Annotated in this window: 17 protein-coding genes; 7 read left to right on the forward strand and 10 right to left on the reverse strand. The window is 68.1% G+C overall.

Going from position 1 to position 19354, the window contains the following annotated elements; translation table 11 throughout:
* The 4 genes from R1101_RS0104465 to R1101_RS0104480 form a co-directional block, all read left to right on the forward strand.
* Window positions 1–1510: glutamate synthase-related protein (locus R1101_RS0104465; RefSeq protein ID WP_026002866.1), on the forward strand; the 1510-nt coding region annotated here is incomplete at its 5' end.
* Window positions 1503–2954: a glutamate synthase subunit beta gene (locus tag R1101_RS0104470; RefSeq protein ID WP_016932284.1), complete on the forward strand. Its 1452-nt coding sequence runs from the start codon at window positions 1503–1505 to the stop codon at window positions 2952–2954. The genes R1101_RS0104465 and R1101_RS0104470, both read left to right, overlap by 8 nt.
* A 269-nt stretch (window positions 2955–3223) precedes the next feature.
* Window positions 3224–3994 (forward strand): hypothetical protein, encoded by a 771-nt coding sequence (locus tag R1101_RS0104475; protein WP_232284674.1) that lies wholly within the window; start codon window positions 3224–3226, stop codon window positions 3992–3994.
* A gap of 195 nt (window positions 3995–4189) precedes the next feature.
* Window positions 4190–5032 (forward strand): cutinase family protein, encoded by an 843-nt coding sequence (locus R1101_RS0104480; RefSeq protein ID WP_081494027.1) that lies wholly within the window; start codon window positions 4190–4192, stop codon window positions 5030–5032.
* Between the two features lie 29 nt (window positions 5033–5061).
* Here the strand turns inward: R1101_RS0104480 and R1101_RS0104485 are convergent, their stop codons facing one another.
* The 5 genes from R1101_RS0104485 to R1101_RS0104505 form a co-directional block, all read right to left on the reverse strand.
* On the reverse strand, window positions 5062–5973 hold the full coding sequence (locus tag R1101_RS0104485; protein WP_026002868.1) for an SDR family NAD(P)-dependent oxidoreductase: 912 nt from the start codon (window positions 5971–5973) through the stop codon (window positions 5062–5064).
* A 46-nt stretch (window positions 5974–6019) separates the two neighbouring features.
* The gene (locus R1101_RS0104490; RefSeq protein WP_016932288.1) at window positions 6020–6661 is read right to left on the reverse strand and encodes an MSMEG_1061 family FMN-dependent PPOX-type flavoprotein; all 642 of its coding nucleotides are present in this window, start codon (window positions 6659–6661) and stop codon (window positions 6020–6022) included.
* A 74-nt stretch (window positions 6662–6735) separates the two neighbouring features.
* Window positions 6736–7335 (reverse strand): histidine phosphatase family protein, encoded by a 600-nt coding sequence (locus R1101_RS0104495; RefSeq protein ID WP_016932289.1) that lies wholly within the window; start codon window positions 7333–7335, stop codon window positions 6736–6738.
* A 44-nt stretch (window positions 7336–7379) separates the two neighbouring features.
* A complete protein-coding gene (gene lysX / locus R1101_RS0104500; RefSeq protein ID WP_442969877.1) occupies window positions 7380–10712 on the reverse strand; it encodes a bifunctional lysylphosphatidylglycerol synthetase/lysine--tRNA ligase LysX in 3333 nt (1110 codons plus the stop codon).
* A gap of 130 nt (window positions 10713–10842) precedes the next feature.
* A complete protein-coding gene (locus R1101_RS0104505; RefSeq protein WP_026002869.1) occupies window positions 10843–12957 on the reverse strand; it encodes an MMPL family transporter in 2115 nt (704 codons plus the stop codon).
* 200 nt (window positions 12958–13157) lie between these two features.
* Between R1101_RS0104505 and R1101_RS0104510 the strand changes: the two genes are divergently transcribed.
* Window positions 13158–13934, forward strand: a complete 777-nt coding sequence (locus R1101_RS0104510) for a putative protein N(5)-glutamine methyltransferase (protein ID WP_016932292.1) — start codon at window positions 13158–13160, stop codon at window positions 13932–13934.
* A 22-nt stretch (window positions 13935–13956) separates the two neighbouring features.
* Here the strand turns inward: R1101_RS0104510 and R1101_RS0104515 are convergent, their stop codons facing one another.
* From R1101_RS0104515 to R1101_RS0104530, 4 genes are all read right to left on the reverse strand, one after another.
* Entirely contained in the window at window positions 13957–14763 is an 807-nt protein-coding gene (locus R1101_RS0104515; protein ID WP_016932293.1) for an anti-sigma factor, read from the reverse strand.
* On the reverse strand, window positions 14753–15328 hold the full coding sequence (locus tag R1101_RS0104520) for a sigma-70 family RNA polymerase sigma factor (protein ID WP_016932294.1): 576 nt from the start codon (window positions 15326–15328) through the stop codon (window positions 14753–14755). The genes R1101_RS0104515 and R1101_RS0104520 overlap by 11 nt, the downstream gene beginning before the upstream one ends.
* A gap of 77 nt (window positions 15329–15405) precedes the next feature.
* A complete protein-coding gene (locus tag R1101_RS0104525) occupies window positions 15406–16029 on the reverse strand; it encodes a DUF1365 family protein (protein WP_016932295.1) in 624 nt (207 codons plus the stop codon).
* Window positions 16019–16654 (reverse strand): alpha/beta hydrolase family protein, encoded by a 636-nt coding sequence (locus tag R1101_RS0104530; protein ID WP_016932296.1) that lies wholly within the window; start codon window positions 16652–16654, stop codon window positions 16019–16021. Before R1101_RS0104530 ends, R1101_RS0104525 begins: the two co-directional genes overlap by 11 nt.
* 170 nt (window positions 16655–16824) lie before the next feature.
* On the opposite strand from R1101_RS0104530, the gene R1101_RS0104535 reads away from it, so the two are divergent.
* Together R1101_RS0104535 and R1101_RS0104540 are read left to right on the forward strand one after the other, a co-directional pair.
* On the forward strand, window positions 16825–17493 hold the full coding sequence (locus R1101_RS0104535) for a fasciclin domain-containing protein (RefSeq protein WP_016932297.1): 669 nt from the start codon (window positions 16825–16827) through the stop codon (window positions 17491–17493).
* A 34-nt stretch (window positions 17494–17527) separates the two neighbouring features.
* A complete protein-coding gene (locus R1101_RS0104540) occupies window positions 17528–18118 on the forward strand; it encodes a lipocalin family protein (protein WP_016932298.1) in 591 nt (196 codons plus the stop codon).
* A 146-nt stretch (window positions 18119–18264) separates the two neighbouring features.
* Here R1101_RS0104540 and R1101_RS0104545 read toward each other — a convergent pair.
* On the reverse strand, window positions 18265–19354 hold a 1090-nt coding region (locus R1101_RS0104545; protein ID WP_016932299.1), incomplete at its 5' end, for an SDR family oxidoreductase.

Below are 19354 nucleotides of genomic sequence, written 5' to 3' on the forward strand. Positions count from 1 at the left end.
GCAGGCCCGCATCCACGTGAAGCTGGTCTCCGAGCTCGGTGTCGGCACGGTCGCCGCGGGTGTGTCGAAGGCACACGCCGACGTCGTGCTCATCTCCGGTCACGACGGTGGTACCGGCGCGTCGCCGCTGACCTCCCTCAAGCACGCGGGTGCTCCCTGGGAGATCGGTCTGGCCGAGACCCAGCAGACCCTCATGCTCAACGGACTGCGCGACCGCATCGTCGTGCAGGTCGACGGCCAGATGAAGACCGGCCGCGACGTGGTCGTCGCCGCGCTCCTCGGTGCCGAGGAGTTCGGTTTCGCGACCGCACCGCTGGTGGTCTCGGGCTGCATCATGATGCGCGTCTGCCATCTCGATACCTGCCCCGTGGGTGTCGCGACGCAGAACCCGGTGCTGCGCAAGCGGTTCACCGGCAAGCCCGAGTTCGTCGAGAACTTCATGCTCTACATCGCCGAAGAGGTGCGCGAGTACCTCGCCGAGCTCGGTTTCCGCAGCCTCGACGAGGCCATCGGCCAGGTGGACGTCCTCGACACCCGCAAGGCCGTCGAGCACTACCGCGCGTCGAAGCTCGATCTGTCGCCGCTGCTCGAGAAGATCACCTCCCCGATCTTCGGCGAGCAGGACATGTACTGCACCAAGGAGCAGTACCACGCCCTGGACAAGGCGCTCGACAACGAGCTGATCGCAAAGGCGCAGCCGGCTCTGGAGTCGGGTACGGCGATCTCGTTCGACACCCCGATCACCAATGTCAACCGCACCGTCGGCACGATGCTCGGCCACGAGCTCACCAAGAAGTACGGTGCGGAAGGGTTGCCGGACGACACGATCGACATCACCTTCACGGGTTCGGCCGGCAACAGCTTCGGTGCGTTCGTCCCGCGCGGTATCACGATGCGGCTCAACGGCGACGCGAACGACTTCGTCGGCAAGGGCCTGTCGGGTGGCCGCATCGTCGTGCGTCCGCCGCACAACGCCGCCGAGGGCTTCGTGCCCGAGGACAACATCATTGCCGGCAACGTGATCCTGTTCGGTGCCACCGCGGGGGAAGTTCTCATCCGCGGCATCGCGGGCGAGCGCTTCGCGGTCCGTAATTCCGGAGCCACGGCCGTCGTCGAAGGCGTCGGCGACCACGGCTGCGAGTACATGACGGGTGGCAAGGTCGTCATCCTCGGCAAGACCGGCCGCAACTTCGGTGCGGGTATGTCCGGTGGCGTCGCCTTCGTGTACAACCCGGACAAGGACTTCGAGAACAACCTGAACACCGAGCTGGTCGACCTCGAGGATCTCGCGGGTGAGGACTTCGCCTGGCTCAAGGGCGCCGTCGAACGGCATCGTGACGAAACGGGCTCCGAGGTCGCAGCCCGCATCCTGGCCGACTGGTCACAACAGGTCAGCCACTTCGCGAAGGTCATGCCTCGCGATTACAAGAAGGTACTCATGGCTATCAAGGACGCCACCATCCGTGGTGCGAACGTGGACGAGGCGATCATGGAGGCTGCTCGTGGCTGATCCCACCGGTTTCCTCAAGCACGGTTCCCGCGAGACGCCGGTTCGCCGGCCCGTCCCGCTGCGGCTCCTCGACTGGAAGGAAGTCTACGAGCCGTTTCCGCTCGAGACCCTCCAGACCCAGGCGAGCCGTTGCATGGACTGCGGTATCCCCTTCTGCCACAACGGTTGCCCGCTCGGAAATCTCATCCCCGAGTGGAACGACCTCGCCTACAAGGGCAAGTGGGAGGACGGCATCGAGCGTCTCCACGCCACGAACAACTTCCCCGAGTTCACCGGCCGGCTCTGCCCGGCGCCCTGTGAGGCGTCGTGCGTGCTCGGCATCAACCAGGACCCGGTGACCATCAAGCAGGTCGAGGTCGAACTGATCGAGAAGGCGTTCGACGAGGGCCGCGTCAAGCCGGTCCCGCCGTCGAAGCTCACCGGCCGTAAGGTGGCCGTCGTCGGTTCCGGTCCTGCGGGACTGGCTGCGGCACAGCAGCTCACGCGTGCCGGTCACTCGGTGACGGTGTTCGAGCGGGCCGACCGTATCGGCGGTCTGCTCCGTTACGGCATCCCCGAGTTCAAGATGGAGAAGCGCTTCATCGACCGCCGTCTCGCGCAGATGGAGGCCGAGGGCACCGTCTTCAAGCCGGGCGTGAACGTCGGTGTCGACATCACCGCCGACGAACTGCGCGAGCAGTTCGACGCCGTGGTGCTCGCCGGCGGCGCGACCGTCGCCCGTGATCTGCCGATCCCCGGCCGCGAACTCGACGGCATCCATCAGGCGATGGAGTTCCTGCCGATCGCCAACCGCGTGCAGCTCGGCGACCTGCCGGCCCCGACCATCACGGCCGAGGGCAAGAAGGTCGTCATCATCGGCGGCGGCGACACCGGTGCCGACTGCCTCGGCACCTCGCACCGTCAGGGTGCGGCGAGCGTCCACCAGTTCGAGATCATGCCGCGGCCGCCGGAACAGCGAGCCGACTCGACCCCGTGGCCGACCTACCCCCTCATGTACCGCGTCTCGTCGGCACACGAGGAGGGCGGCGAGCGTGTCTTCTCCGTCAACACCGAAGAATTCCTCGGCAAGGACGGCAAGGTCACCGCACTGAAGGCGCACGAGGTGAAGATGGCCGACGGTCGCTTCCAGAAGGTCGAAGGAAGCGACTTCGAGCTCGAGGCCGATCTGGTGCTGCTCGCGATGGGCTTCACGGGTGCCGAGAAGCCGGGCCTGCTCACCGATCTCGGTGTCGACTTCGATCAGCGCGGCAACGTCGCCCGCTCGACGGAGTGGGCCACGAACGTCGAGGGTGTCTTCGTCGCCGGCGACATGGGACGCGGGCAGTCGCTCATCGTCTGGGCGATCGCCGAGGGTCGCGCGTGCGCCGCTGCGGTGGACAGCTTCCTCGAGGGCGAGTCGGCGCTGCCGGTGCCGATCACGACCAGCACTGTTCCGCAGCGCTGAGCGCTCGGGTGTCACAGCGCTGAGCGCTCGGGTGTCACAGCGCTGAGCGCTCGTATCTGCTGACGCGGGGCGCGATTTTCCGGAGATGTTTCCGGCCGATCGCGCCCCGTGTGGTGTCTGCGCTGGTGCGCGAGGGTCGGTTCCGGTTCGAGGAGTCGCGAGAGATTCGCACCGGGCCGGGCGTCGACGAGGGGCCGATGGACCGGAGGACGCGCTGCGCTTGTGACATTTCCGTGTCGCCGGACGCCTCAACCGTTATGGTTCTGCGCATGACGGCTACGAGACGTGCACTGGCGACGGTCGTGATGGGTGTGGGTGCCGCCGTTGCCGCCGTCACGGCGGCTCCTGCTGCGGCCGCCGACCCTGCGGGCGCATGCATCCGGAACGGCGGCGGCCTCGTCTCCGTCGACGGAGCCGAGCCCGTCCCACCGGTGTTCGGCTTCGACGGCCCCCGGCTCCTCGGGTTGCAGGGCGGCGCCGGCAACGCGTGCATCACCAATGTCGGCCCCGGCACGGTGACCGTCACGCATCCCGAGGGACGCGTCCCGGGCCGCACGGAGGTCTCCACCGCGATCGTCGAGATGCGGGTCGACGGCGGTCTCGGCAACGTCGCGGTCACCAACGTCGGTACCGGTGCGGTCACGGTGCGCCGGACGGAGGTCACGCCCGAGCCCGCCGAGGCCGCCGCACCCGCGCCGATCCCGGGTATGCCCGAGATGATCCTCGACGCGGGAACCGACGGCGTGTTCGTCACCAACGTCGGGACGGGAGGCGTCACGGTCGTCGATCGTGCGATGGCGCCGCCGGAGCTTCCGGCACCCCCGCCGCCTCCGCCGGGTGCGGTGATCACCGATCCGTTCAGCGGAAACATCTATGTGACAAACCTCTTCGGGCCCGACATCGTCGTTGCGGAACCCGTGCCGACCGCCGGTGGGAGCGTGGTCGAGCGTCCCGTGCCGGGAACCGCGATCGACTACGGGACGGGCAACGTCTTCGTGACGAACATCGGCGGGGGACAGGTGACCGTCGTCCGCGGCTGACACCGCTCGAATCGTCGTCACAACGTTCCGGACTCGGATACATCACACGCAGTTCACGAGTATGTCATCCTTCTACTCGATACTGCCGGGGAGGGTTCGGCACCAGGACAGTAGCGGGGCGGGGGCATGGCTATGAGAAGAGCGTGGGCGGCAACGGTGGCCGCAGTGGCGGCGTGCGCAGCAGTGTTCGTGGCAATGCCTGCGGCGCAAGCGAATCCGCCGGGATGCCCGACGTTGAACGTGATCGCGGTACCGGGAACCTGGGAGACCTCGAATACTCCCGACCCCGCTCGCGGAAACGGCATGCTCGCCCAGGTCACGTCCGGGTTGCCCGCCGGATCCCGCGTCGACTACGTCGTATATCCGGCCACGGCCTTCCCGTGGGAAGGCGACGTGTACGCGGCCTCCCGCAACCGCGCCGTCGACAATGCCCGCGGAATCATCGCGGCGACGGCCGAGCGGTGCCCGCTCACGAACTTCGCCCTCGTCGGGTACAGCCAGGGTGCCGACGCCGCAGGCGATCTCGCCGCCGAGATCGGCACCGGCCTGGGAGTGGTCGGTCCGCACCGGCTCGTCGCGGTGGGCCTGCTGTCCGACCCGCGTCGCTCCGAACTCGACCCGTTCGTCGGCCCGCCCGCCGCCGGCGCCGGTGCGGGAGGCGCCCGCGCAGGAGGCTTCGGATTCGTCACGCCCAACGTGCGCACCATCTGTGCGGTGGGCGACCTCTACTGCTCGACTCCGCCGGAGGACTTCGTCACGCGTATGGCCGGCTTCCTTGCCATCTCGGCAGGAAGCCCGTTCGAGCAGCTCGAGAATTACCGCGACGAGGCGAGCACCCTCTACGACGACATCATGACCGCCGGCGGTATCCCGATGCTGCAGCTGCAGCTCACACCCGAGGCGAACGAGTTGCGCGAGACGAAGATCCGCACCTTCTACGAATCGCAGATCCACCAGGACTACTCCAACTACGTGGTCGACGATCGCGGAACCACCGCAACGCGGTGGCTGCGCGACTGGATCGCTTCGAAGGCCTGACCATCGGCCGCCCGGTCGACATCGAACAATCAGTCGATGTCGAATCGGGCGCCCACGCGCATGACTCGGGGTGCGAAGCGCATCAGCCACTTACGGACCTTCGCACCCGGAGCGACGGTCACCACTGGCCGATTGTGACGGACCGCCCCGACGATCTCCTCGGCCACCTTCTCCGGCGCGATATGCAGGCGCCGGTACATCGCGAGCGTGCGGGTGCGACGCGCGGCCCGCACGTCCCGGTTCGGTGCGACGTACTCGGCCGTCCGGACGAGGTTGGTGTCGACCAGGTCGGGGCACACCACGGTCACGCCGATGCCGTGTTCGAGCAACTCGGCGCGCAGGCACTCCGACAACATGAACACTGCGGCCTTGCTCGTCGAGTAGGCGGCGAGATTGCGTTGCGGCATGAACGCCGCCGCCGATGAGACGTTCACGATGTGCCCCCCGGTACCGCGTTCGGTCATCTGTTCCGCGAAGGCGCGGCAGCCGTAGACCACGCCCCAGAAGTTCACGTCCATCACGTGCTCGAAAACGCTCTGTGGGGTGTCGGCGAACGCGCCGATGACACCGACACCGGCGTTGTTGACGAGAACGTCCGCCACCCCGTGCCGCTCGCGGACGGTCTGCGCGAACTCCCGGACCTGCTGTTGGTCGGAGACGTCGAGTTCGTAGGCGTGAGCGCCACCGCCGAAGACGGCCTCCGAGCCTCCGGCGCCGGGAGCCGGGACGTTCACCAGCGCCACCGTCTCGCGGGCGCTGTCGAGATCCTTGTCGGCGACGACCACGATGGCACCTTCGGCGGCGAAGGCCAGCGCGGAGGCCCGTCCGATCCCGCTACCGCCGCCGGTGACGACGACGAGGGTGCCGGTCAGGTCGCGCAGACGGCTGCGTAGTGCAGCGCCGGCGCGCCAGCGGCGCATCTGTGCGATCCGAGAGGTCACCACACCATCGTGACGCACTCGGCGCGTATGGGCATGACAGGAGCAGTCAGTACAGGAACTCGCGATAGAGTTCGCGCTTGCCCTGCTCGGCGTCGGCCGGAATCTCGATCGAGTGGAGTTCGGCGTGCATGTCGCGCATCGAGGGCACCGCCGCGCGGTCGGGATAGGTCGACGGATCCCACAACCTGGCGCGGAGCAGTGCCCGGGCGCAGTGCAGGAAGACCTCGTCGATCTGCACGATCACGGCCAGCTGTGCCGGCTTGTTCTGCAGCGACAGCTTCCCGAGCAGGTCCGGGTCTGTCGACAGGGTGGCGCGGCCGTTGATCCGCAGGACCTCTTCGTCGCCGGGGACGAAGAACAGCAGCCCGACGTGGGGGTTCTCGAGGATGTTCCGGTAGGAATCGGCGCGTCGGTTGCCGGGCCGGTCGGGCAACGCGATGGTGTGGTCGTCGAGCGCGAGTACCGCCGATTCGAGATCGCCGCGCGGAGAGCAGTCGCAGTTGCCGACGGCGTCGGCGGTGGCGATCGTGAAGAACCGCGCCAGCGACAGGAAATGCCTGATCAGCGGAGTCAGGTGGGGCCGTGCCTTGTCGACGATCGCCGGGTGCGGAATGCCCAGGACGGCTTCGAGCTCGTCCTGTGTCCGTATGCCGCCCTGCACGAGCTCGTCGATCCTGTCCGCATCCATCCGGTGCCACCTCCGGCGGTGACCGTATCAATCCTGTACGCCGAAGATCACGTCGGCGTTCTGGTCCTGCCCGATCAGACCCGCAGGGTGTCGCGCACGTGGCCCGTCTCGTTGATCGAGGCGACGCGGCGCGCTCCGCTGCGTGAGACGAGGATGCGCGTCACCGACGCGTATTCGATGGGGAACATCAGGGGCCGGGGCAGGTCGAGCAGGTGCTGCAGCACGATGTTCACGACCCCACCGTGGACGAACAGCGCCACGGTCTCGGAATGGTCGCACGTGTCCACCACGTGGTCGATCCCTCGCAGCACGCGGGTGCGGAAGTCGTCGGCATCGACGAAGTCGGGCAGGTGACCTGCGAGGATGCGCTTGTACGCGGCGGGTGCGACGTCCTTCGCGGCGTCGATGGTGAAGTAGTGGTCGTGCCCGTAGTCGTACTCGGCGATGTCCTCCGCCGTCTTCACGTCGAGGCCGCGGTGTTCGGCGACGGGTTCCGCGGTCTGCAGGGCCCGCAGCTGCGGGCTGGAGAACAATCGCGTGATGGTGTACGGCGACAGCGCATCCGGCAACCGCGAAGCCTGGAGGCGACCGGACTCGGTGAGCGGCGGATCGGCGACGCCGGTCTCGGCGCGGGCGTTGTTCGGCTCGGCGTGGCGGATCAGGAGTAGCTGCACGACCTCACGATGCCAGGTGTCCCGGTTTCACGTGAAACCACCCGTCAGGAGCGTCTCGGCTTCGTGAAGGGGAACGCCAGCGACTCGCGGATGCTGCCGCCGAGTACGAGCATCACGATCCGGTCGACACCCATACCGAGGCCACCGGTGGGCGGCATCGCGTACTCGAGTGCTCCGAGGAATTCCTCGTCGAGTTCCATCGCCTCCTCGTCGCCACCTGCGGCGAGCAGCGACTGCTCGGTGAGGCGGGCACGCTGGTCGAGGGGATCGGTGAGTTCGCTGTAGGCGGTTCCCAGTTCGACACCCCACGCCACCAGATCCCACTTCGCCGCGACACCCGGCTTGCGGGGATGGGGGCGGGTCAGCGGCGACACCGAGGTCGGGAAGTCGGTGTAAAAGGTGGGGAAGGTGGTCTTCGATTCCACGAGGTGCTCGTACATCTCCTGCGCGGTGGCACCGGCGTCCCAGGCGGGGTTGTAGGGGATCTCGTGCTCGTCGCACAGGCGTCGCAGGACCTCGACGGGAGTCTGCGCGTCGACGAACGTTCCGAGTGCCTCGGAGATCGCATCGTGGAAGGTCTCGACCGGCCACTCGCCGGAGATGTCGATCTCGATCGGCGTGCCGTCGGGTCCGGGCCGCAGGATGATCTCGCGACCGTGCGCCGCGCGTGCCGCCGCCTGGATCAGTTCCCGCGCGAGGACCCGCATCTTCTCGTAGTCGCTGTGCGCCTCGTATGCCTCGAGGATCGTGAACTCCGGGTTGTGCTTGAAATCCGCACCTTCGTTGCGGAACACGCGGCCGATCTCGAAGACCTTCGCCATGCCGGCGACGCACAGTCGTTTCAGGTACAGCTCCGGGGCGATCCGCAGGTACAGGTCGGCGTCGTAGGCGTTGATGTGCGTGACGAACGGTGCCGCGTTCGCGCCGCCGTGCACCGACTGCAGGATGGGGGTCTCGACCTCCAGATAACCACGTGCCTGCAGTTCGTCGCGCAACGATCGCACGACGGCGCTGCGGGCCGCGAGGTGATCACGTGCCCCGCGGTCGATCGCGAGGTGCAGATAGCGCTGCCGTACGCGGGCCTCGGGGTCGACGAGGCCGTGGTACTTGTCGGGCAGCGGGTGCAGGCACTTACCGTCGATGCGCCACGAATCGGCGAGCACCGAGATCTCCCCGGTGCGGCTGCGTCCCATCTCCCCGGAGACCTCCACGAGGTCGCCGAGGTCGAACAGGAAGCGTTGCCCGGCAACACGGTGCCGGTCGACGAGGATCTGGATGTCGCCCGACCAGTCGCGCAGTACCGCGAACAGCACACCGCCGAAGTTGCGGATGCGCAGGAGCCGTCCCGCCACGGTCACGGCGGTGCCGGACTTCGTGACCCGAGCCTCGGCCGCGGTGTGGGTCGGAGGATGTGCGACCGGGTAGGGATCGACCCCATGCTCGACGATCCGCTGCAGGGTGTCCATACGTACCTGGACCTGCTCGGGACGGCGCCGCCCGTGCGCGACGACCGGCGTACCGTCGCCGAGCCCGCCGTCGGGTGCGCTGCCGTCGTCGTGCAGTGCGGCCGCGACCTCCTGGTCCTCGGGGAATGCCGAATGTGTTCCCGTGTGTTGCCGGGCGTTCCGGCGGCCGAAGGTGGGAAGGGTGAGGAAGCCCTCGGCGATCGCCGAGGCGAGCGCGACCCGCGGGATGAGCCGGTTGTCGCGGAAACACAGGAAGCGCGGCACCCACTCGGGGTGGTACTTGACGTTGGACCGGTACAGCGCCTCGAGCTGCCACCACCGGGAGAAGAACAACAGGATCGACCGCCACAACCGCAGGATCGGCCCGGCGCCGATCCTCGCGCCCTCCTCGAACACCGATCGGAAGACTGCGAAATTCAACGAGATCCGCTCGATGTCGAACTCGGTGCCCCGTGAGGCGAGTTCGGACACCATGAGTTCGACGACCCCGTTGGGGGCCTGTGGGTCGCGGCGCATGAGGTCGAGCGACACCCCGTCCGCTCCCCACGGCACGAGCGAGAGCATCGCGACGACCTTGCCGTCCGAGACCGCTTCGACGAGCAGGCAGTCGCCGTCGAGCGGATCGCCGAGCCGGCCGAGGGCCATCGAGAATCCGCGCTCGTTCTCGGTGTCGCGCCAGGCGTCGGCGCGCTGGATCGCGGCCGACAGTTCGACGGGCGACAGTTCGCGGTGGCGCATGATCCTTGCGGTCACACCGTGTTTGCGGGCACGGTTGACGGCCTGCCGCACCGGTCGCATGTCGCGTCCGCCGAGACTGAAGTCGCGGGTGTGCAAGACGGCTTCGTCGCCGAGTTGCAGCGCGTTCAGGCCCGCACGGTGGTAGGCGGTCGCACCGTCCTCGCTCGCTCCCATCACCGCCGGTGTCCATCCGTAGGCGCGGGCGAGATCGAGCCATTCGTCGATGGCGTGCGACCACGCCTCGGGGTTGCCGATCGGATCACCGCTCGCGAGGCACACCCCGAGTTCGACGCGGTAGGTCACCGCGGCCTTCCCGCTGGGTGCGAACACGACGGCCTTGTCTCGCCGGGTTGCGAAGTAGCCCAGCGAATCGTCGCTGTGGGCGAGCAGACCGCGGATGGCGGATTCGTCGCTGCCGGTGAGCGCGTTGCTCGCCCGCTGCGACCGGAACAGGACCACGGCGGCCGCGAGGACGGCGAGCGCACCGAGCAGGCCGAGCAGTGTGTTGACCAGCCCGTTCGGCCGGCCGCCGAACTGGTCGTTGTCGATGAACGTCAGTGCGGTGACACGGTTGAGCGCCCACAGGAACCGGTCGGGAGCCGGCAGGCTGCCGGGGAACAGTTCCACCAGGCCCCAGCCGATCAGCGTCGCGACGACCAGACCGCCCACGAGCACACCGAGTGCGGCCCACACGTTTCCGCGCCGCACCCGCGTGTAGAACTCGGGATAGGACAGCAGCAGTATCGCGACCAGCACCAGGTGGACGACCAATGCGACGAGGTGGTTCGGGTCGCGGTCGACGATGCTCATCACGAGATTGGTGATGGCGAACCCGCCCAGATAGATCGTCAGGATCCACCACGCGATGCGCTTGCGACCGGCGATCGCACCGGCGAGCAGGCCGATGACGAGAGCGAACGACAGGCTCGTGTCGGGAGCGTCGAAGTAGTACTCGTCGAGGTACTCGCGAGGAGTGTGGATCCAGTACCGCACGGTCGGGGAGATCGACCACAGCGCCACCACGAACGCGTAGATGCCCAAGGCCAGGCCGACGATGTGCGGCACGGCGGACAGACGTCCGCCGATGCGGTCGGTCAGCGAAGGCCGGGAGGGTGGCCGGGTGTCCTCCACCGGACGCGGGCGCTCGACAGGGGCGGTGGGATCCGCAGACATGGAACAAGACGGTAACGGGCAGACGCGGCAGCCGTGGGACGAACGGCCGCGGGCCGGATCACATCTCCGGTCCCGCGACCGTCGTTCCTGCAGCTACGAACCTGTCATGAGCGCTGCGCACCCTGCGCACTCACGAGCGCGGTGCTCCTGCGATCGCCACGTCCTCGGTCGGATCCGGTTCGGACGGCTCGGTCCGGGCAAGCGCGCTCGGCCACCAGATCTTCCTGCCGATGTCGATGGTCAGCGCCGGCACCACCAGCGACCGCACGAGCAGTGCGTCGAGCAGGACACCGAAGGCGACGATGAACGCGAGCTGGGCCAGGAACAGCAGCGGGATCACCGCCAGCGCCGAGAACGTCGCCGCGAGCACCACACCGGCGGACGTGATGACACCACCGGTGACGGTCAGTGCCCGCAGCGTGCCCGCGCGGGTACCGACCTTCTTCGTCTCCTCACGGACGCGGGTCATGAGGAAGATGTTGTAGTCGATGCCCAGCGCCACGAGGAAGACGAATCCGAACAGCGGCACCACCGGGTCGGCGCCGGGGAATCCGAACACGTGGTTGAACAGCAGCGACGACACACCGAGCGTCGCCGCGAACGACACGATCACGGTGAGCATCAGCAGGACCGGCGCGACGACCGCACGGAGCAGTGCGATGAGCACGAGCAGCACCACGAGAGTCACCACCGGGATGATGACGGTGCGGTCGCGGGTTGCGGTGTCCTTCGTGTCGAGGTCGACGGCCGTGGGCCCGCCGACGAGGGCCTCCGCGTCGGGTACCGCGCGTACCGCCTCGCGGATGCGCTCGACGGTCTCCTCTGCGGCGAGGGAGTCGGCCGGATCCGACAGGGTCGCCTGCACGGCGACGAGTCCGTCGACCACGCGGGGTGCACCGCCCGGGCCGGGGACAGGCCGAGCGGTCGTCACGCCGTCCACACCTTCGGTGGTCCGGACGACATCGTCGAGCGCGCCTTCCCGGGCGACGACGATGGTGGGCGAGCCGGTGCCGGCGTCGAAGTGATCACCGAGCACCTCCTGCCCGGACTTCGAATCCGTCTGTAGCAGGAACAGATCCGACGACGCGACACCGCTCGCCTTGAACTGCGGTGCCAGCAGTGCGAAGGCGATGAGGACGAGGCTGCACACGATCCAGATCGGGCGCGGCTTCGAACCGACGAAGGCGGCGACGCGGCCCCACACCTTGTGGGACTTCTGTATGTCGTCCACGTCGGCGTTCGCGTCGTAGGCGGGACGCGTGGGCCAGAAGGCCACGCGGCCGAGCAGCACGAGGGCCGCGGGCAGGAAGGTCACCGAGGCGAGGAACGAGGTGGCGATCCCGATGGCGGCGACGGGGCCGAGCCCACGGTTGGAGTTCAGGTCCGACAGCAGCAGGCACAGCACACCGAGGATGACGGTGCCGGCCGAGGCTGCGATCGGTTCGATCGAGCCGCGGAGCGCGCTGCGCATCGCGGCGTACTTGTCCTGCTGCAGCCGCAGCTCCTCGCGGTACCGGGAGACCAGCAGCAGTGCGTAGTCGGTGGCGGCGCCGAACACCAGGATGAACATGATGCCCTGGCTCTGCCCGTTGAGTGCGATCACCCCGGCGTCGGCGAGCACGTAGACGAGCAGGCTCGCGAGGGCGAGTGCGAATACTGCCGAGATGATGACGACGAACGGCAGGATCGGGCTGCGGTAGACCACCACGAGGATCACGAGGACGACACCGCCCGCGACGAGCAGCAGCAGTCCGTCGATTCCACCGAAGGCCGACGACAGGTCGGCGGCCTGACCGGCCGGTCCGGTGACGTAGACGGTCAGCCCGTCCGGTGCTCCCTCGAGCGAGGTCCGGAGTTCCTCGACGGCGTCCTGGACCTCCCCGGAGGCGTCGAGCGGAACGATCATCTGCGCCGCTTCACCGTCCTCCGACGGGATCGGCGGCGGGCCGGCCGATTCGGTGGCGAGGAAGGCGAGATCCTCGTCGGTGATTCCACCCTCGCGTTCGGCGACGACGATCGCGGGGATGAACTCGCTCTCGGTGAACTGCGCGTACAGCTCGTCGGCGCGAGTGGATTCGGCGGAGGCCGGGAGGAAGGTGCTCGCATCGTTGGAGGCGACCTCGTTGAGCTTGCCTGCGAACGGACCGCCGCCACCGGCGGCCACGAGCCACGCGATGAGCAACAGGGCGGGCAGCAGCCACCGCCATCGGCCGGTTCTGCGTGGGGGCGCGGTAGCAGTGCTCAAGATTCCTCCTCGTATGAGCGGTCTCGGACCCGGCGACCCCGGGCAGGCTCCTGCCCGAGATCGTTCGTTCCCACAGTGCTCTTCGTGCCGGCCCGGGGAATACCCATGATCGGGAGATCCCACCCCTTCACGGGGTGTGAGTCGCCCTCCGCCACGGAAAACGGAGAGATTCGCCCGATGAGCGCGCGGTAAGGTGCCGCATGGTCTCCGCCCACCGGACCCACGCCGACGTCGTGTCCGCATTGCGAGCAGCCGGTTGTGTGTTCGCCGAGGAGGAGGCGCAGCTCCTGGTGGAAGCCGCTCGCACGCCCTCGGATCTGGAGCGGCTGGTCGCGCGGCGGGTCTCCGGCGAGCCTCTCGAACAGGTGCTGGGACACGTCTTCTTCCACGGCCGGCGCATCGCGGTGCGGCCCGGGGTGTTCGTCCCTCGTCGACGCACCGAGTACCTGGTGGACTGCGCGATCGAACTCGCGCGGCCCGGCGCCGTGATCGTCGACATGTGTTGCGGGTGCGGCGCGGTCGGCTCTGCGGTCGCCACCGCAGTGGGAGCCGCCGAGATCTACGCGGCGGACATCGATCCCGTCGCCACGGCCTGCGCACGCCTGAACCTGCCGTCCTACCGGGTGTTCGACGGTGATCTGTTCGACGCCCTGCCCGCGACGCTGCGCGGACGCGTCGACGTGCTCGTCGCCAATGCGCCCTACGTGCCGTCCGGGGTGATCGGATCGATGCCGCGGGAGGCACGCTGCAGCGAGCCGCGTCGCGCGCTGGACGGCGGGCCCGACGGCCTGGACGTCCATCGCCGACTCGTCGCGGGCGCGATCCGATGGCTCACCGGCGGCGGGTCGCTGCTCGTCGAGTCGGCCGCGGCGCAGGCACCCGTGGTGGAGGGCCTCATCGCCCGCGCCGGTCTCGACCCGGCCGCACGAAGGTCGGAGGAATTCGATGCGACGGTCGTCATCGGCACCCGCCGATGACGTGATCGCTGCCGCGGCCATGTCAGTCGAGTGGGAGCTGGGCGAAGATCGCGGTCGGCTGGGTCGACCCGCCTGTCGGCTCGACGCTGAAGGCCAGTGCGGTAGCGCCGGAGATGTCCTCGAGCACCGCCGTCGTGGACGGCGCGACATCGGCGGGCGTCATCGTGCCCGCGGGTTCCATGCCCTCGGGGCCGACCAGCCACATCTGATAGACACTGCCCTCGGCCGGCGGGGCGACGTTGTTCATCACCAGGACGCCCGCGTCCTCCTCCTTGGAGAACACCACGGTCGCGGTACCGCCACCCTCGAGCGAGCCCGACGAGGTCCGTACGTCCTCGGCCGCGAACACCCGCTCGCTCGTGGCCGGTCCGGACGGTGCCGACCACTGACCGGCCACCACGACACCGCCGACCGCGACGATCACTGCGGCCGCTGCGGCGAGCAGGAAGTTCCGGCGGCGCGCCCGGCGACGCTCGTCGAGGGACACCGGCGGGGGAAGGACGTCGTCCTCCACCGTCTCCGGTGCCTCGGTCGCCTCCGGTGCCCCGGATTCCTCGACGGAAGTCTTCGCGGCGAGTTCGGCGTGAACCAGATCGAGCAGTCGCACCCTGAGCGCGGGCGGCGGCTCGGTCGCGGTGCCGGCCGACATCGCCGCGAGAGTCTCGTGGATCTCGCGGACCTCGGCGGTGAATCGCGAGACCACCTCCGCATCGGCTTCCGCGAGTTGCTCGGCGATCTCCCGGCGCTCGCCGGGCGTCACGGCATCCAATGCGAATCCGGGTGCCATGTCGAGCAGATCGCGCGAGGAATCGTTCGCCTCATTCGCCATCGACGGTCACCCCCAGACAATTCTTCAGTCGTTTCAGGCCGTCCCGGATGCGCGACTTGACGGTCGGCAACGGGGACGAAAGTTCTTCTGCCACTTCGGTATATGTAAAGCCTCTGTAGTAGGCGAGCTCAACCGAGCGTCGCTGCAGTTCGGTGAGCGAACCCAGGCACTCGTTCACCCGGCGGCGGTCGTCGCGCTGCGCGACCTCCTCGCTCACCGAGTCGAATGCCGCGTCGACGTTCGTCGAACCGTAGTGCGCCTCGCGGTCGGCTCCGGACTGTTCGCTGCGGACCCGGTCGACGGCGCGCCGATGGGCGAGCGTGATGATCCACGACAGTGCGGAGCCCTGATGCGGGTCGTACTTGTCCGCCGACCTCCACACCTGGAGGTAGACCTCCTGGGTGGTCTCCTCGCTGTAGCCGGGATCCCGGAGGACCCGCAGCACCATGCCGAAGACTCGGGAACGCGTCGCGTCGTACAGTTCGGCGAACGCCGTGGGGTCTTGCCGGGCCACCCGCTCGAGCAGTGCGCCGAGGGTATCGGTATGGCCTCCGACGCCGGTCATCGGCTCAGTCCGCTCATCGGGGGAAAGCCTAGCCGGGACCTTTCCTCCGCTCAAGGCAACCGTGTCGACCACGAGCGTCACCCCATCCACATCCGTGCGCGCAGGACCGTCGCGAGGTCGGCGGGCATCCGTTCGCCACTGACGGTCGCGGTGAACATCGGCACGCCGGGCCGCCGCAGGGCGACCGAGAGGGCGAACATGTCGCCGGCGCGGGTGACGATGTCGATCTCGTCCGAGCGCAGCGTGTAGCAGTGCCGTCCGCTCCGGCGCGTGTGGATCTCCGCGACGACGCAGGCCAGCGAGCCGCTCGGATCGTGGCACCAGAACAGATTCAGCGGATCCGATCCGCGGCCGAGACGCCGGATGTTCAGCAGCGCCGTGATCCGTCCTCCCGGCACCCTCACTCCGTCGGCGACGAGGTGGTCCTCGACGCGTCCGCGGAAGGTGTCGGAATCACTCGCGACGAAGTGATCCCACGGATCGAACCGCGTCAGCATGCGCAGCCACCACGGCGACGACGGTGTCTCGTCGACGTCCATGACCCAGCTGAAGCCGCGATATTCGAGCGACGGGCGCTCGGACGATCCCCGCGCGTGGCGCACGAAGGTGCGGTAGATCGCCGGCGTGACCACGACCCGGCCACCCGGGAACTCGACATCGTCTCCGATCATCGCGACTGCGCGGGGAAGGTCAGGATGCATGGTCGTCTCCGGGGCACGTGGTCGGTTTCCCCGACAGTGTGCACGCGAGGAAATCGGCCGTGGTGTCGGCCCACCACCGAGGGTCGGTGAGGAGGAAATGTCCGGCTCCGGGCAGAGGCCGCCATCGTGCGCGCACACCGCGGTCTCCGGCCGCCATCGCCTGGCTCTGCGCCATCCGGGGATCGGTCCGGGTGTCCTCCGTGCCGTGCGCGACCAGCAGGTGCCGACCGGCGGGAATCAGATCGGCGTCGTCGGCCGGCCACCACGGCGCCAGGGCGACGAGGGCCTCCACTCCGTGCTGGGCCGCGAGATGCGCGATCGCCCGCGCACCCATCGCGTGCCCGACCAGTCCGAATCGGACGTCCCCACGGCGCCGCGTCACCGACTCGATCGCCCGCAGGCCGTCGCGGACCGGGCTCATGTGATCGCCGTTCCATCCGCGACAGCGGTAGTCGACGAGATCGACCGCGATGTCGTACCGACCCAGTCGCAGGCGCAGTGCGTCGGCGAACAGACGCATGCGAATCTGCGACAGATGCCACGGCCGTGGCGGGGTGGCGCCGACCGGACACCCGTCGGGCAGCACGAGCACGTGTGCCGGTCGGGGATCCGAGAACTTGTCCATGACCGGCATTCGGAGCGAAGGGCGATGCGGATGGGTTCCCGGCGGATACCGATCCGGAAAAAATTCTTTCGATCCCGACCCATCCGCGCGGCCCCGAGGTTCGAATGACCGGTGACACACCTGATCGACGTGGCCGTTTCCGGCCACGGCCTACGAAGGGAATCACAGTCATGAACATCACTGCGCGCAAGAGTCTGGCCGCCGTCGGAATCGGTGCGATCTCCCTGCTGGGTGTCGCGGCGTGTTCGGATGATTCGGGCACGGAAACCACCGACACCACCACCATGCAGACCACGCAGGAAACCATGGATGAAACCACCACGGCTGCAACCGGAACCGCGGCCCCCGCTGCCGGCCCGGTCGGCCCGGGGTGTGCCGACTACGTCGCCGCGAATCCGAGCGGGCCCTCCTCCGTCGAAGAACTCGCGAACCAGCCGGTCGCCGAAGCCGCCGGAAATGTTCCGATCCTGACCACTCTCACGCAGGCCGTCTCCGGGCAGCTCAATCCCGACGTGAACCTGGTCGAGACTCTCAACGGTGGCGAGTTCACCGTATTCGCGCCGGTCGACGATGCTTTCGCGGCCCTGCCGCCCGAGACCGTCCAGACCCTCCAGACCGATTCGGCCCTGCTCACCGACATCCTCACCTACCACGTGGTTCCGGGTGAGCTGGCCCCGGCCGATGTCGTCGGCACACAGACCACCGTGCAGGGCGGCACCGTCGAGGTCTCCGGTGAAGGCGACATGCTGAAGGTCAACGACGCCAACGTCATCTGCGGTGGTATCGAGACCGAGAACGCCACCGTGTACCTGATCGACGGCGTCCTCCAGCCCCAGTAACCACCACTACCCGGTCGACGGAAAGGTAGAAGACATGCGTTGGTCCCGACACGGCGGTCGGGGGCTTGCGGCGGCGTTCATCGCCGCCGCAGGTGCGTTCCTGTTCGCCACGCCCGCCGCCGCAGCGCCTCTCGCCCCGGTTCCGCAGCTGGATGTGAATCGGTATGTGGGGCAGTGGTATCAGCTCGCCGCCAATCCTGCCCCCTACAATATCGACTGCGTGCGCGACACGATCGCGTTCTACACACTGCTCGACGAACGCAATGTGCGCGTGGAGAACTCGTGCACCACGATCACCGGGGACCGCCGCGGTATCGTCGGGAACGCCCGTGTGAACGAGACTGCCTCGCTGCACGTGGCGTTCCCCGGTGTCCCGTTCCAGGATTCGCTCGACGGGCCGAGCAACTACATCGTCACGTATCTCGCGGACGATTACTCGTGGGCATTGGTCGGGGACCCGACACGCATCTCCGGATTCGTCCTGTCGCGCTCGCCCGTCGTCAGCGCCGACGCGTGGCGCGAGATCCGGGGTGTCGTCGAGGCGAGTGGGTACAACTCGTGCCTGATGCTCACCTCACCCACCACCGAGGGACTGCAGGAGATCAGACCGCTCTGCACTGTGTGACTCTCGGGACGGATCGGGGTGGTGTGCGGATCCAGAGGAAGATCCGCACACCACCCCGATTCGTCGTATCTGTACCATCCGCTCACGAATCAGCCATCTGCGACGGCAATGTGCTGCAGCGAATGGCGAAGAATGAGCAGATCGCTCTAGCGACCGGCGGTACCGGCGATGTTCTCGAGCATGCCCCGGAAGATGATGCCGTGGAACGGAACCAGCGCGTACCAGTAGAGCCGTCCTGCGAGTCCGCGCGGGAAGAAGATCGCGCGCTGGTGCACTCGGGAGCGACCCGACTCCAGGGGTTCGACCCGCCATTCGAGCCAGGCCCCGCCGGGTGCCCGCATCTCGGCGCGCAGGCGCAGCAGCGTCGGGCGCTCGATGCGTTCGACGCGCCAGAAGTCCAGGGCGTCACCGGTATGCAACGTCTTCGGGTGCCGGCGTCCCCGGTCGGGTCCGACACCACCGACGAACCGGTCGAGCCAGCCGCGGATCGTCCATGCCAACGGGAAGGAGTACCAACCGTTCTCGCCTCCGATGCTCTCCACGACGGCGAACACCTTCTCCGGTGGGGAATCGGACTCGAGCGAACGTTCGTCGGTGAAGACGACCTCTCCGGCCCACTCGGGGTCGGAGGGCAGCGGGTCGGCGGGTGCACCGACCGGGGACGCGTTCGTCCACGTCGTCTCCACCTCACCCCGTTCGAGGCGGCCGAGAGCGAGACGGACTGCGTCGCGGTAACCGGTCGGGCCGGACTCCGGTGGGGGGATGATCGTATCGATATCGTGGTTGCGCATCACCGCGTCGGTGGACAGCGATTCGAGGAGTGCGCGCCCGAGCGCGGGAGGGATGGGCGTGACCAGGCCGATCCACAGCCCGGCGAGTTTCGGTGTGAGAACCGGAAGGACGAGGATCCGTCGCTTCGTCAACCCGGCGACCTCCGCGTACTGCTGCATCATCTCGCCGTACCGCAGGACGTCGGGCCCACCGATGTCGTAGGCGCCGCTGCGGGGAAGAGGAGCCTCGGCGGCGGCGACCAGATAGTGCAGGACGTCGCGTACCGCGATGGGCTGGATCCGGTTGTTCACCCACCGTGGGGTCGTCATCACCGGCAGTCGATTGCTCAGGTGCCGGACCATCTCGAACGACGCAGAACCCGAACCGATCACGACACCGGCCTGCAGCACGAGTGTGGGCACTCCGGACTCCGTCAGGATGCGTCCGACCTGAGCGCGTGAGTAC

Source organism: Rhodococcus sp. R1101 (assembly GCF_000278445.1).
Lineage (GTDB): Bacteria > Actinomycetota > Actinomycetes > Mycobacteriales > Mycobacteriaceae > Rhodococcus > Rhodococcus gordoniae.